The sequence below is a fragment of the Cupriavidus sp. GW823-FHT07A04 genome (assembly GCF_058794615.1).
The window spans coordinates 85,398-98,186 of the sequence record NZ_JBXAHA010000001.1 but is presented as its reverse complement, the minus strand read 5'-3'; the positions used below and the strand labels follow the sequence as shown (position 1 = coordinate 98,186).

Below are 12,789 nucleotides of genomic sequence, written 5' to 3'. Positions count from 1 at the left end.
CGCGCTGGCGTCCCTCAGGCGGCCAGCAAGTGGTAGAGGTTGCGCAGCATGCCGGCGGTGGCGCCCCAGATAAACCGGTGGCCGCCATCCTCGCGCGGGAACGGCATGGCGTAGAACAGCCGCTCGCCGTCCACCCAGCGAAACAGGCGCTGCTCGTGATGCGACGGGTCCATCAGGAAACCTAGCGGCACTTCAAACACATCGGCAACCTCGCGCGCATCGGGCCGCAGCGTGAAGCCGTCGCGGACCAGGCCCACCACCGGGCTCACATGGAAGCCGGTGCCGGTGATGTAGTCGGGCAAGCTGCCCAGCACCTCCACATAATCGCGCGCCAGCCCCACCTCTTCCTCCGTTTCGCGCAGTGCCGTCGCCGTCCGGTCAATATCGAACGCTTCGTGGCGGCCGCCGGGGAAACTGATTTGCCCGGCGTGCGCACTCAGGTTGGCGTTGCGCTCGGTCAGCAGCACGGTCAGCCCATCCTCACGCTCCACCAACGGTACCAGCACGGCTGCATCGCGCAGCTTCAGGCTGCGGTCATAGGCGCGCGACTCATCGGTCAGCTCGGGGTCCCAGGCAGGGGGCGACTGGAGCCGATGGCGGATGAATTCCGGGCGCAGGCGCACGTCGGCCAGCGGCGGGTGCCGCGTGTCGGTGGCGACGATGGGGAGGGATTCGGGATCAAAGGCAGGACGCATAATCGTTGCGAGTATGACAGAAGCCGGCCAAACCGTTTGTGCTGCGACGCGGCAAACGTGGCACGCGGAGATGCAAAAAGGGCACCCGAAGGTGCCCTTTTTGCGCAGCCTCGACCGGCAAGCCGATCGAGGCGACTGGCGGCTTACTGAGCAGCAGCAGCCTTGGCAGCAGCCTTGGCCGGTGCCGACTTGTATGCCAGCTTTTCCTTGATCCGCGCGGACTTGCCCGAACGCTGACGCAGGTAGTACAGCTTGGCGCGGCGGACGTCGCCACGGCGCTTCACTTCGATCGCTGCGATCAGCGGCGAGTACAGCTGGAACGTACGTTCCACGCCTTCACCCGACGAAATCTTGCGCACGATGAAGGACGAATTCAGGCCACGATTGCGCTTGGCAATCACGACGCCTTCATAAGCCTGGACGCGCTTGCGGTTACCTTCCACCACGTTCACGCTGACGATCACGGTGTCGCCGGGTGCGAATGCGGGGATGGTCTTGTTCGCGGTCAGACGCGCGATTTCGTCTTTCTCGATCAGCTCGATGATGTTCATCGTTTCTTCTCCTTGTCCATCATGCCGACGTTGTATGCCCCAGGCATGGCCTGGGCCCCGGCAGAGGATGGGGTTTCACTTGGCGGGAGCGAGCTCCCGCCCTTCTTTCGCCAGCCATGTCGACAGGAATTTCTCGTCGACCCGGCTCAGCAACCCTTGACTGCGCGCTGCCTCGATCAGATCGGGGCGCTTCTTCGCAGTATTGGCCAGCGCCTGCTGGCGCCGCCACTTCTCGATCTCGGCATGATGGCCCCCGAGCAAGATATCGGGCACCCGCACACCTTCGTATTCTTCTGGCCGCGTGTAGTGCGGACAATCCAGCAGCCCGTTGACGAAGCTGTCCTGAACCGCCGACTGGGCATCGCCCAACACACCCGGCAAATGCCTGACCACTGCGTCGATCACGGCCATGGCCGGCAGCTCGCCACCGGATAGCACGAAATCGCCGAGGCTGATTTCCTCATCGACCCGACGCTCGATCAACCGCTGGTCAATCGCTTCGTAGCGTCCGCACAGCATCACCAGGCCTGGACGCTGCGCCAGTGACATCACCTTTTGGTGCGTCAGCGGCGCGCCTTGCGGCGACATCAGCACCACGTGCGGCCGCACCGGCGCCTCCTGGCCCTCCGGCTTGGCCTGCGCCGCCTGCTGGGCGGAACACGCCGCGTCGATGGCATCTTCCAGCGGCTTGGCCAGCATCACCATGCCAGGGCCGCCGCCGTAGGGGCGATCGTCGATGGTACGGTAGTTGTCGCTGGTGAAGTCGCGTGGATTCCAGGTGCGCAACGTGTAGCGCTGCTGCTTTGCCGCCCGACTGGTAATGCCCCAGTCGGTCAGCGCGCGAAACATCTCGGGAAACAGCGTGATCACGTCGAACTGCATCCGCCTCTCCCTTTACTTGCCCACCACTCGCCCACCGGCTATCGCCGACCAAGCACCCTTGCCTTCAGCAGCTCGGGCCGCTCAGTAATCCAGGCCCCAGTCCACCACCACGCGCCGGGCCGAGATATCGACCGAGCGCAGGAATGCGTCGACAAAGGGAATCAGGCGCTCACCCGCCTTGCCATCGGGCAAGGCATGCGCCACCTGCAGGATCTGGTGCGCACCGTTGTCGATCAGCCCGGACACTTCGCCCAGCGACTCGCCCTGCTCATTGAACACGGCACAGCCAATCAGATCGACCCAGTAGAATTCGTTCTCATCCGGCGCGGGGAAGTCCTCGCGACGAATCCAGACACGGCGCCCCTTGAGCGCCTCCGAGTGGTTGCGCTCGGACACGCCGCTCGCCTGGGCCACTACGGTACCGCTGTGCTCGCGGGACTGCACGATCTTCACGCACAAGGCCTCGGAGGCCACGGCATCTGCCGCGCCAACCAGGCCGGTTGGCGGCGGTTTGAGCAGCCACCAGCGGCGCGCGTGCAACAGCGCGCTTGCATCGTCGGCATGCGGCTGGACCTTGATCCAGCCCCGTATCCCATAAGCCGCACCGATATAACCGACCTCGATCAGGTCGTCCGGCAGCTTATCGGTATACGCCAGCGCAGCCGGCAACCCGGTTGCACCGCGCTTGAGACTGGGCTTTTCCTGCTCACCGGCCTCGCGCCGGGCCGAGGGCTCGAGCGGCACATTGAGTGGCCGCCGCGCCGGGGCGCCTTGCTTGCGTTCTGTCACGTGTCGTTTGCCACGCGTCGCGAAACGCGCGTCACAACAATCAGGCTGCAGCCTTGGCGGCGTTTTGCTTGACCAGACGGGCAACCGTCGGCGACAGCTGGGCGCCAACGCCGGTCCAGTACGTCAGGCGGTCTTGCACCAGACGCAGGCCTTCTTCGCTTGCCGAAGCCAGGGGGTTGTAGAAACCAATACGCTCGATGAAACGGCCATCGCGACGATTACGCGAGTCAGCAGCGACGATATTGAAGAAGGGGCGCTTCTTGCTGCCACCGCGAGCCAGACGGATTACGACCATGGGTTTGATTCCTCAGAAAACTTGATGTTCGAACACGAAACGCAAGAGTATAGACCAAATTCCGAGGCCAAACAAACACTTAGAGCGATTGACGCGACACCCGGCCGCAGGCATCGTGGTGAAAACCCCGACAGGAGCGCGCGCCATGCGATTTCATCTTCACATTCGCAGCTTCCGAACCCTGCTCGCGAGCACTTTCTCGGCGTTCGCAGCCGCGATCTGGTTCAGCCCCAATGCCAACGCCGCCCTGCCGCTGGATCAGATCCAGCTGCCCCCAGGCTTTCACATCGAATTGCTGAGCGCGGAGGTGCCGGAAGCCCGTGGCATGACCCTGTCGCCGGCAGGCACGCTCTTCATCGGCACCCGCAGCGAAGGCAAGGTGTATGCGATCCGCAACCCGCTGGCGCCCGCCCCGAAGGTGAAGACTATCGCCACCGGCCTGACCATGCCGGTGGGCGTGGCCTTCCGCAACGGCGCGCTGTACGCCTCCTCGACCTCGCAGATCGTCCGGCTAGATGATATCGATGCCCGCCTGGACAACCCGCCCAAACCCATCGTGGTAAGTGATCGCTTTCCCTCCGAAACGCACCACGGGTGGAAGTTTATCGCCTTTGGCCCGGATGGATATCTGTACGTGCCGGTCGGCGCGCCGTGCAATATCTGCGCGCCCGACGAGAACCGTTACGCCAACATCATGAAGATGAAGCCGGACGGCACCGACTTGCAGGTCGTGGCCAGGGGGGTGCGCAACTCGGTAGGCTTTGACTGGCACCCGGCCACCCGGCAGCTCTGGTTCACCGACAACGGGCGCGACATGTTGGGGGACGATGTGCCCGACGACGAGCTCAACCACCTTACCCGGGCGGGCCAGCATTTCGGCTACCCGTACTGCCACGCCGGCAGCGTCCCCGACCCCGAGTTCGGCAAGCAGCGCGCCTGCTCCGAGTTCGAGCCGCCGGCCGCAAAGCTGGGCGCGCATGTCGCCGCGCTCGGCATGCGCTTTTATACCGGCACGCAATTCCCCGCCGAGTACCGCAACAGCATTTTCATTGCCGAACACGGCAGCTGGAACCGGACCAAGCCGGTCGGCTACCGCGTCGTCCGGGTGGTACTGAATGAGCGCGGCCAGGCGGTGCGCCAGGAGGTGTTCGCGCGAGGCTGGCTGCAGGGCGACAAACCCTGGGGCCGGCCTGCCGATGTCCAGGTTGCCCCGGACGGTTCGCTGCTGGTCAGCGACGACATGGCGGGCGCGGTCTATCGCATCCGCTACGCACCCTGAGCCCTTGCCGCGCGCCGGATACAGCCCGGCCCCCAGGACAGTGGAGAAACAATCCGTTACACCGGTAACGGCTTTAGCATAGGCGCACCGAAGACGCGTGCGTACCATGAACCCATATCTCGAACAACCTCACCACGCGACAGGATACTGGGATTCCGCATGCTCCCCCGCACCCTCCTGCGCGACTCGGTGGCTGGCATCCTGTTGGCCGTTTCCTTGCTCGGCCTCAATGCTGTCAGCCATGCACAGGTCGCGTTTTGGCAACATGGCCGGCCCGAAGGCCGGATTGTGAGCAATGCGCATGGCCAGCCAGGCCACGGCGCATGGGAAATGGCGAGTGTACGCGCGGAACGGCAAGACCATGTGCGTGCCCAGATCGAACGAATGGAAGCCCGCGCGCGCGCCGATGACCGCCTGAATGGCCGCCCCCTGCCACCTCAGGAACGCGACGATGAACGCAACCGGCAGTCGGATCGCAATATGCAAGGCGACAACGGGCGTGGCGAGCAGCGCGGCTCCGGCATGGGCCCGGGCTGGCAAGCGCGCGGACGAGACGGCGGCCGCTAGGCACGCCCCCCCCCCTCCTCACTGCCTTCCATGGCTGATTGCCGTGCCCACGGCAATCACGCTCTACTCTCTACTTGCCCCCTCCTCGACGATATGCCGCGAAAGAAACTCTCGCGGGCATCCGCGTCCGACCCGCAAAGCTTCCTGCCCTGCTCCGCCGGAGTCCGCCCTCGGTTGATGCCGGCGTACAATGAGCGCCGGCGCCAGCCTGGCTGGCATTCACCTGAATTGCGCTTGCCGGCCGCCCCTGCCGGTCATTAACCTAGCTGTCGCCCCATGCCCGCCGCTACCCAAGTTTCAGCCACCGCTGCCCCCAAGCCGCTTCAGGGCAAATCCAAACTGATCACGGTCGCACTGGCCTTCCTGTTCGGCACCGTGGGCCTGCATCGCTTCTACCTGGGTGGCTTGCGCGATAAGTTTGCCTGGGCGCACCTGCTGGCGGCACTCGCCGGGGTCATCGGCGTCATGTCGATGCAAACTAGCGCCGGCTCGCCGGCCCTGAACTGGACCTTCGCCATTGCCGGCGGCACGTCGGTGATCAGCGCCTTCCTGGCGGCCATCGTGTATGGCCTGCGCCCCGACGACAAATGGGATGCCCGCTTCAACCCGCATGGCACGCCAACCCGTTCGGGCTGGCCCGTCGTGATCCTCGTCATCCTGTCCCTGCTGATCGGCACCGGCCTGCTGATGGCGGGCTTGGCCATCAGTTTCCAGACTTTCTTCGAATCCCAGGTCGAAGCCGCGCGCGCCTTGTCGCAATAAGCCTCAGGTCCCAGGCCCAGCCCCCCCCGGCGCCGATGCACTTCGACCTGCTGGACATCGCCGTGTTCGTGCGCGCAGCGTCGCTGGGCAACCTCTCGGCAGCGGCGCGCGATCTCGGGTTATCCACCTCCTCGGCCAGCAGCCGCCTGGCCCAGCTCGAGCAGCGGCTCGGCACGCGGCTGCTGCACCGGACCACGCGCCGCATCTCCCTGACCGGCGAGGGTGAGCGCTTCCTCGAACATGCCGCGCATTTGCTCGACACAGCCGGCCAGGCCGCGCAATCAGTGGGCCGCGGCGCGCAGGCGCCCCAGGGGCAGTTGCGGGTCACGGTGCCCGCATCTTTTGGCCGCCAGCACGTCTCGCCGGCCATCCCTGCCTTTCTCGCCGCCTACCCGGGACTGACGCTGGACCTGCGCCTGACCGACCAGGTGATCGGCCTGGTCGAGGCCGGCGTCGACGTGGCATTACGCATGGGTGCGTTGCCGGACTCATCCCTGGTGGCACGCCCCCTGGCCCCTAGCTATCGCGCCGTTTGCGCTTCGCCTGGCTATCTTGCTGCGCACGGCACGCCCCGGCATCCCGAAGAGTTGCGCCACCACAATTGCATCGTGCTGGGCGACCAGTCCTCCTGGCAGTTCGACACGGCGCTAGGCAAGACAGCAGTAGCGGTCGCCGGCAACCTGCGCACGGACAACGGCGAAGTCATCCGGGATGCGATCCTGGCTGGCATGGGGCTGGCGCTCAAGTCGACCTGGGACGTTGGCCCTTACCTGCGCAGCGGCGCGCTGGTCCGCGTGCTCCCCGATTACCCGGTGCTGCCGGCCGTGTCGATCTGGGCGGTCTATCCCAGCCGCCGCCAGGTGCCCGCGAAGACGCACGCATTTATCGATTTCTTTGCTGCGCGCTTCGGCTCCCCACCCTACTGGGATAACCCAGAGGCCACGGCTCCCGCCCCGTAAAAAACACAGCTTGGCTCCCTACGCGAAGTACTGTATAAATATACAGTATCAACTGTAGCCACAGGACCGCCGACGTGCCGACCCGACCACCCTCCTCCAGCCCGCTGAAAGGCCGGGCGGCGCGCTCGAACGACGTCAGCCGGTTCGACGCCTGGACCCGCGAACGGGTCGCCGACGAGTCCCAAGCCTTCGATGAGCCAGAGACACCCCAAATCCAGACCATTGTCTTCACGGAGAAGGCCAAACGCATCGTCTCGCGCAACCAATCGCCAGACCTGCCGTTCGACGCGTCCATCAACCCGTACCGCGGGTGCGAGCATGGCTGTATCTATTGCTATGCCCGGCCCAGCCACGCCTATCTGGGGCTTTCGCCGGGCCTCGACTTCGAAACCCGCCTGTACGCAAAAGACAACGCCGCCGCCTTGCTCGAGGCCGAACTGGCTCACCGCAACTACGTACCGACGGTGATCGCGCTGGGGGCCAATACGGATCCTTACCAACCCATCGAGCGGGATCTCAAGATCACGCGCGGCATCCTGGAAGTGCTGGAGCGATTCAACCATCCGGTGGCCATCACGACCAAGTCGGGCGTGGTCACGCGCGACATCGACATCCTGCAGCGCATGGCGGCCAAGAACCTGGTCCGGGTCCATATGTCGGTCACATCGCTCAAGAACGAGATCGCCCGCACGCTGGAGCCCCGCGCAAGCGCGCCGGCGCGCCGCCTGGCAGCCATCGCTTCCCTGAGCGAGGCCGGCATCCCGGTGGGGGTGATGGTGGCGCCAGTCATTCCGAGCCTGACCGATCCGGAAATGGAGTCCATCCTTGACGCCGGCGCCAGGGCCGGCGCGAAAACCGCGGCGTATATCCTGCTGCGCCTGCCGCGCGAGGTGGAGCAGTTGTTCTCAGAGTGGCTGGCCACCTACCATCCGCTGCGCGCCCGGCACGTCGAAAGCCTGGTCGCGCAAATGCGCGGAGGCCGGGCCTACGACTCACGGTTCGGCACGCGCATGACCGGCACCGGCATCTTTGCCGAACTGCTGCGCAAGCGCTTCAAGCTGGCCTGCCAGCGCTTCGGGCTCAATGCTGAGCGCCACCCCCTCACCATCGAACATTTCTCCCAGGCGAGCGCCGCGCCGCAGATGTCGCTGTTCTAGGCCGGATGCGCAGGACAGCGAGGCTTCAGGCGTGCGGCGCCTTCTCGTCGACCGCGATCGCCAGCGTTTCCTTGATCTCTTCCATCACCACGTAACTCTTGGACTGGGCGGCGCCCGGCAACTGCAACAGGATGTCGCCCAGCAGGCGGCGGTACTCGCCGATCTCGCGGATGCGCGCCTTGATCAGGTAGTCGAAATCGCCCGAGACCAGATGGCACTCCAGTACTTCCGGAATGCGCGACACCTCGCGGCGGAACTGCTCGAACATATTGCCGGACTTGTTGCCCAGCGAGATCTCGACAAACACCAGCAAGCCGCTGCCGAGCAGCGCGGGATTCAGGCGCGCGTAGTAGCCCATGATGACGCCGTCACGCTCCATGCGCTTGACCCGCTCGATGCATGGCGTGATGGTCAGGCCAACCGCTTCCGCCAGTTCCTTCATCGACATACGCCCGTCCGCCTGGAGCAAGGCCAGGATCTTCCGATCCAGCCGGTCCAGGCTGCGCACGGGCTGACGACTCGTTCTCATTAGTTATTCCTGTTTCTCTGAAAATTACAATAACTATGACTGCTCATATTTAAATAGTATAGATGTAAATACTTTATCCACTCTATTTCTTGGTTGCGAGCCCCCGACTATGCGCGTTCTCGTTCTTGGCAGTGGCGTAATTGGCGTTACCAGCGCCTGGTACCTGGCCCGTGCCGGCCATGAAGTCACCGTGATCGACCGAGAGGCCGCACCCGCGCTGGGGACCAGTTTCGCCAACGCCGGCCAGATCTCCCCGGGCTATGCGTCGCCCTGGGCCGCACCCGGCGTGCCGCTCAAAGCCATCAAGTGGATGTTCCAGGAGCACGCACCGCTGTCCATCAAACCGGACGGCACGCTGTTCCAGCTGCAATGGATGTGGCAGATGCTGATGAACTGCAGCGCTGAGCGCTATGCGGTCAACAAGGAACGCATGGTGCGCCTGGCCGAGTACAGCCGCGACTGCATCGTCGCCCTGCGCGCCGATACCGGCATCGCCTACGAAGGCCGCCAGCAAGGCACGCTGCAACTCTTCCGCACCGCCGAGCAGCTCGACGGCGCCGCCAAGGACATTGCCGTGCTGGAGCAAGCCGGCGTGCCCTACCAGTTGCTATCGCGCGAGGAACTCGCCGCCAGCGAACCGGCCCTGGCCGCCGTCAGCCACAAGCTGACCGGCGGCCTGCGGCTACCCAACGATGAAACCGGCGACTGCCAGCTGTTCACCCGGCAACTCGCCGCCATGGCCGAAGGCCTGGGCGTGCAGTTCCAATACAACCGCTCCATCGACGGGCTGCTGACCAAGGGTGATGCCGTTACCGGCGCCATGGTGGGCGGCGAGCCTGTCATGGCCGACCTGGTCGTGGTGGCATTGGGCAGCTGGTCGAAACCGTTCGTGAAGAATTTCCTGCCGGGCCTGTCGAACCTGCCGGTGTATCCACTCAAGGGCTTCTCGCTCACGGTGCCGATGACCAATGCCGATCGCAGCCCCGTTTCCACGGTGCTCGACGAAACCTTCAAGGTGGCAATCACCCGCTTCGACGATCGCATCCGCGTGGGCGGCATGGCGCAGATCGTGGGCTACGACCGCACGCTCGACCCGGCCAAGCGCCGCACCCTGGAGCATGTGGTCACGGACCTGTTCCCGGGCGCGGGCGATGTCAGCCGTGCCAGCTTCTGGACCGGCCTGCGCCCGATGACACCGGATGGCACGCCCATCGTCGGCCCCACGCAGGTCAAGGGCCTGTGGCTCAATACCGGCCATGGCACACTGGGCTGGACCATGGCCTGCGGCTCGGGCAAGCTGCTGTCGGACCTGGTGTCCGGCACCTCGCCGGCGATCCGCGCGGACGACCTATCGGTGGCTCGCTATCTCAAGCCAGCGAGAACGCACGCCGCCCCGCGCCACGCAGCGGCCTGATCCGCGCATCGGTTTCGAGGAAGTAAAAAAAGGCGACCCGCGGGTCGCCTTTTTTCTTGCCTGGACCAGGAAGACCTCAGAACTGCGCTTCGCTCAACGCATTGACCGGCACCGCGCCCGCCACGATGGCATCGCGCAAACCCGATGCCTGTGACAGGATGTGCTCCGCGAAGAAATGCGCCGTCGAGATCTTGGCGTCGTGGAAGGACGGATCCTCGCCACGCTTCGCATCCGCCGCGAGCATCGCGCGGCCAAGCTGCCAGCCCGAAAACACGATGCCGCAGAGCTTCAGGTAAGGCACGCTGCCGGCAAACACGGCATTCGGGTCCGACTTGGCATTGGCCACGACGAACGCCACGACGGTCTCCAGCGCGGCGCGCCCCTTGGCCAGTTGCGCCTGCACCGCGGTGAAGGCCGCGCCACCATGCTTGCCCAGCGCTGCCTCGGTCTCGGCAATCTGCGCGCAGATCGCACGGGCCACCGCGCCACCGTCGCGCAGCGTCTTGCGGCCGACGAGGTCGTTCGCCTGGATCGCGGTCGTGCCTTCGTAGATCGGCAGGATGCGGGCATCGCGATAATGCTGGGCCGCGCCGGTCTCCTCGATGAAGCCCATGCCGCCGTGCACCTGCACGCCCAGGCTGGTCACATCGATCGATAATTCGGTGCTCCAGCCCTTGACGATGGGCACCATGAACTCGTAGAACGCCTGGCTTTGCTTGCGCACCGCGTCGTCGGCATGCTGGTGCGCCGTGTCGCACGCGGCGGCGGCCACATACGCTACCGCGCGCGCGCCTTCGATCAGCGAGCGCATGGTCATCAGCATGCGCTTGACGTCCGGGTGATGAATGATGGTCACAGCTTCGCGTGCGGAACCATCGACCGGACGGCTTTGCACGCGCTCGCGGGCAAAATTCACAGCCTGCTGGTAGGCCCGCTCCGACACGGCGATGCCTTGCATGCCGACCGAGAAGCGCGCCGAGTTCATCATGATGAACATGTATTCCAGGCCGCGGTTTTCCTCGCCGACCAGCGTGCCGATGGCGCCACCGTGGTCGCCGAACTGCAGCACGGCTGTGGGGCTGGCCTTGATGCCCAGCTTGTGCTCGATCGACACGCAGTGCGCATCATTGCGCGCGCCCAGCGAACCATCCTCATTCACCAGGAACTTGGGCACAATGAACAGCGAGATGCCCTTGACGCCCTCGGGTGCCGTGGGCGTGCGCGCAAGAACGAGATGGACGATGTTCTGCGCCATGTCGTGCTCACCGTAGGTGATGAAGATCTTGGTGCCGAACACCTTGTAGGTACCGTCACCCTGCGGCTCGGCGCGCGTGCGCACGGCCGCCAGGTCCGAGCCGGCCTGTGGCTCGGTCAGGTTCATGGTGCCGGTCCATTCGCCGGAGATCAGCTTGGGCAGGAAGGTGGCCTTCTGCGCGTCGCTGCCCGCGGTCAGCAGGGCTTCGATGGCGCCGTCTGTCAGCAACGGGCACAGGGCGAACGACAGGTTCGCCGTGTTCAGCATCTCGTTGCAGGCGGTGGCGATCAACTTGGGCAAGCCCTGGCCGCCAAATTCCTGCGGATGCAGCACGCCCTGCCAGCCACCTTCGCCAAACTGGCGGAACGCGTCCTTGAAACCGGGCGTGGTGGTAACCACACCGTCCTTCCAGCTGCTCGGATCGGTGTCGCCAATGCGGTTGAGCGGCGCCACCACTTGTTCGTTGAATTTAGCTGCCTCGTCGAGCACCGCCTGCGCCGTCTCCGGCGTGGCGTCCTCGAAGCCGGGCAGCTTGCTGACTGCGTCAAGATCAGCCAGTTCGTTCATCACGAACAGCATGTCCTTGAGCGGGGCACGGTAGGTCATCGATGTCTCCGGTATGTATAAAAAAGCCGTTCTCGGGCGGGCCCGGAACGGCTAGTACTTCCTGATCGAGCCCGGCGCGTCAAACGCCGTGCCGGGCGGTGGGGATCAGCCCAGCGCCGCCACCAGTTCGGGCACGACGGTGTTCAGATCGCCAACCAGGCCGTAGTCGGCCACCGAGAAGATCGGGGCTTCGGCATCCTTGTTGATCGCCACGATCACCTTGGAGTCCTTCATGCCGGCCAGATGCTGGATCGCGCCGGAAATGCCGACGGCGATGTACAGCTGCGGCGCAACGATCTTGCCGGTCTGGCCGACCTGGTAATCGTTGGGCACGAAGCCGGCATCGACAGCAGCGCGGGACGCGCCCATCGCGGCGTTCAGCTTGTCGGCCAGCGGCGTCAGCACCTTGGTGTAGTTCTCGCCGGAACCCACGCCACGGCCACCGGACACGATGATCTTGGCGGCGGTCAGCTCGGGGCGGTCGCTCTTGGTGACTTCGCGCGAAACGAATTGCGAGATGCCAGCGTCGGCCACGGCGGGCAGGCTTTCCACGGCGGCCGAGCCACCTTCGGCTGCGGCAGCGTCAAAGCCGGTACCGCGCACGGTGATGACCTTGACCTTGTCCGACGATTGAACGATCGAGATCGCGTTGCCGGCGTAGATCGGGCGCTCGAACGTGTCCGGGCTGTCGACCTTGGTGATGTCCGACAACTGGGCTACGTCCAGCTTGGCCGCGACGCGCGGCAGGATGTTCTTGCCGTAGGCCGATGCGGGCGCCAGGATGTGGCTGTAGTCGCTGGCGATGGCCAGCACTTGCTCGGCCACGTTTTCGGCCAGGCCGTCGGCGAACTGCGGCGCGTCGGCCAGCAGCACCTTGGACACGCCGGCGATCTTCGCGGCAGCGGCAGCGGCGGCGGCGGCATTGGCGCCGGCCACCAGCACGTGGACATCGCCGCCGCACTGGGCGGCTGCCGTCACGGTATTCAGCGTGGCGGCCTTGATGGATTGGTTGTCGTGTTCAGCAATGACGAGTGCAGTCATGTTTTATC

The 12,789-nt window shown here is 65.0% G+C and carries 14 protein-coding genes; 6 read left to right on the top strand and 8 right to left on the bottom strand.

The window, feature by feature from the left end; genetic code table 11:
• Positions 1 to 14: 14 nt before the first annotated feature.
• The 5 genes from AC1Q7Q_RS00430 to rpsP form a co-directional block, all read right to left on the bottom strand.
• Positions 15 to 695, bottom strand: a complete 681-nt coding sequence (locus AC1Q7Q_RS00430; protein ID WP_416047866.1) for an NUDIX hydrolase — start codon at positions 693 to 695, stop codon at positions 15 to 17.
• A gap of 143 nt (positions 696 to 838) precedes the next feature.
• Positions 839 to 1,246, bottom strand: a complete 408-nt coding sequence (rplS, locus tag AC1Q7Q_RS00425) for a 50S ribosomal protein L19 (protein WP_150986317.1) — start codon at positions 1,244 to 1,246, stop codon at positions 839 to 841.
• 75 nt (positions 1,247 to 1,321) lie between these two features.
• On the bottom strand, positions 1,322 to 2,128 hold the full coding sequence (gene trmD, locus AC1Q7Q_RS00420) for a tRNA (guanosine(37)-N1)-methyltransferase TrmD (RefSeq protein ID WP_043344527.1): 807 nt from the start codon (positions 2,126 to 2,128) through the stop codon (positions 1,322 to 1,324).
• A gap of 81 nt (positions 2,129 to 2,209) precedes the next feature.
• Positions 2,210 to 2,797: a ribosome maturation factor RimM gene (gene rimM, locus AC1Q7Q_RS00415; protein WP_241754494.1), complete on the bottom strand. Its 588-nt coding sequence runs from the start codon at positions 2,795 to 2,797 to the stop codon at positions 2,210 to 2,212.
• 160 nt (positions 2,798 to 2,957) lie between these two features.
• Positions 2,958 to 3,212: a 30S ribosomal protein S16 gene (rpsP, locus tag AC1Q7Q_RS00410; RefSeq protein WP_043344523.1), complete on the bottom strand. Its 255-nt coding sequence runs from the start codon at positions 3,210 to 3,212 to the stop codon at positions 2,958 to 2,960.
• 145 nt (positions 3,213 to 3,357) lie between these two features.
• Here rpsP and AC1Q7Q_RS00405 point away from each other — a divergent pair, with 145 nt between their 5' ends.
• From AC1Q7Q_RS00405 to AC1Q7Q_RS00385, 5 genes are all read left to right on the top strand, one after another.
• Positions 3,358 to 4,491, top strand: coding sequence for a PQQ-dependent sugar dehydrogenase (locus AC1Q7Q_RS00405; protein ID WP_492373980.1), 1,134 nt, complete (start codon positions 3,358 to 3,360; stop codon positions 4,489 to 4,491).
• A 159-nt stretch (positions 4,492 to 4,650) separates the two neighbouring features.
• Complete coding sequence (locus AC1Q7Q_RS00400) at positions 4,651 to 5,058, top strand: hypothetical protein (protein ID WP_492373979.1); 408 nt, start codon at positions 4,651 to 4,653, stop codon at positions 5,056 to 5,058.
• 276 nt (positions 5,059 to 5,334) lie between these two features.
• Positions 5,335 to 5,820, top strand: coding sequence for an NINE protein (locus AC1Q7Q_RS00395; protein WP_492373978.1), 486 nt, complete (start codon positions 5,335 to 5,337; stop codon positions 5,818 to 5,820).
• A 35-nt stretch (positions 5,821 to 5,855) separates the two neighbouring features.
• Positions 5,856 to 6,779, top strand: a complete 924-nt coding sequence (locus tag AC1Q7Q_RS00390) for a LysR family transcriptional regulator (protein WP_492373977.1) — start codon at positions 5,856 to 5,858, stop codon at positions 6,777 to 6,779.
• 74 nt (positions 6,780 to 6,853) lie between these two features.
• Entirely contained in the window at positions 6,854 to 7,936 is a 1,083-nt protein-coding gene (locus AC1Q7Q_RS00385; protein WP_492373976.1) for a PA0069 family radical SAM protein, read from the top strand.
• Between the two features lie 25 nt (positions 7,937 to 7,961).
• On the opposite strand, the gene AC1Q7Q_RS00380 is transcribed toward AC1Q7Q_RS00385, so the two are convergent.
• Positions 7,962 to 8,465 carry an Lrp/AsnC ligand binding domain-containing protein gene (locus AC1Q7Q_RS00380; protein WP_006158394.1) on the bottom strand — a complete coding sequence of 168 codons (504 nt, stop codon included), beginning with the start codon at positions 8,463 to 8,465 and terminating at the stop codon, positions 7,962 to 7,964.
• A 109-nt stretch (positions 8,466 to 8,574) separates the two neighbouring features.
• On the opposite strand from AC1Q7Q_RS00380, the gene AC1Q7Q_RS00375 reads away from it, so the two are divergent.
• Positions 8,575 to 9,879, top strand: coding sequence for a D-amino acid dehydrogenase (locus tag AC1Q7Q_RS00375; protein ID WP_492373975.1), 1,305 nt, complete (start codon positions 8,575 to 8,577; stop codon positions 9,877 to 9,879).
• Between the two features lie 76 nt (positions 9,880 to 9,955).
• Here the strand turns inward: AC1Q7Q_RS00375 and AC1Q7Q_RS00370 are convergent, their stop codons facing one another.
• Both AC1Q7Q_RS00370 and AC1Q7Q_RS00365 read right to left on the bottom strand, forming a co-directional pair.
• Positions 9,956 to 11,740, bottom strand: a complete 1,785-nt coding sequence (locus tag AC1Q7Q_RS00370) for an acyl-CoA dehydrogenase (RefSeq protein ID WP_492373974.1) — start codon at positions 11,738 to 11,740, stop codon at positions 9,956 to 9,958.
• A 105-nt stretch (positions 11,741 to 11,845) separates the two neighbouring features.
• The gene (locus tag AC1Q7Q_RS00365) at positions 11,846 to 12,781 is read right to left on the bottom strand and encodes an electron transfer flavoprotein subunit alpha/FixB family protein (protein ID WP_477134969.1); all 936 of its coding nucleotides are present in this window, start codon (positions 12,779 to 12,781) and stop codon (positions 11,846 to 11,848) included.
• Positions 12,782 to 12,789 lie beyond the last annotated feature (8 nt).

Excerpts from the sequence above, each read along its gene's own strand:
- AC1Q7Q_RS00390 (WP_492373977.1), top strand. The coding sequence starts at position 5,856 with ATGCACTTCGACCTGCTGGACATCGCCGTGTTCGTGCGCGCAGCGTCG.
- trmD (WP_043344527.1), bottom strand. The coding sequence starts at position 2,128 with ATGCAGTTCGACGTGATCACGCTGTTTCCCGAGATGTTTCGCGCGCTG.
- rpsP (WP_043344523.1), bottom strand. The coding sequence starts at position 3,212 with ATGGTCGTAATCCGTCTGGCTCGCGGTGGCAGCAAGAAGCGCCCCTTC.
- AC1Q7Q_RS00405 (WP_492373980.1), top strand. The coding sequence starts at position 3,358 with ATGCGATTTCATCTTCACATTCGCAGCTTCCGAACCCTGCTCGCGAGC.
- AC1Q7Q_RS00400 (WP_492373979.1), top strand. The coding sequence starts at position 4,651 with ATGCTCCCCCGCACCCTCCTGCGCGACTCGGTGGCTGGCATCCTGTTG.
- AC1Q7Q_RS00375 (WP_492373975.1), top strand. The coding sequence starts at position 8,575 with ATGCGCGTTCTCGTTCTTGGCAGTGGCGTAATTGGCGTTACCAGCGCC.
- rplS (WP_150986317.1), bottom strand. The coding sequence starts at position 1,246 with ATGAACATCATCGAGCTGATCGAGAAAGACGAAATCGCGCGTCTGACC.
- AC1Q7Q_RS00380 (WP_006158394.1), bottom strand. The coding sequence starts at position 8,465 with ATGAGAACGAGTCGTCAGCCCGTGCGCAGCCTGGACCGGCTGGATCGG.
- AC1Q7Q_RS00430 (WP_416047866.1), bottom strand. The coding sequence starts at position 695 with ATGCGTCCTGCCTTTGATCCCGAATCCCTCCCCATCGTCGCCACCGAC.
- AC1Q7Q_RS00370 (WP_492373974.1), bottom strand. The coding sequence starts at position 11,740 with ATGACCTACCGTGCCCCGCTCAAGGACATGCTGTTCGTGATGAACGAA.
- AC1Q7Q_RS00395 (WP_492373978.1), top strand. The coding sequence starts at position 5,335 with ATGCCCGCCGCTACCCAAGTTTCAGCCACCGCTGCCCCCAAGCCGCTT.
- AC1Q7Q_RS00365 (WP_477134969.1), bottom strand. The coding sequence starts at position 12,781 with ATGACTGCACTCGTCATTGCTGAACACGACAACCAATCCATCAAGGCC.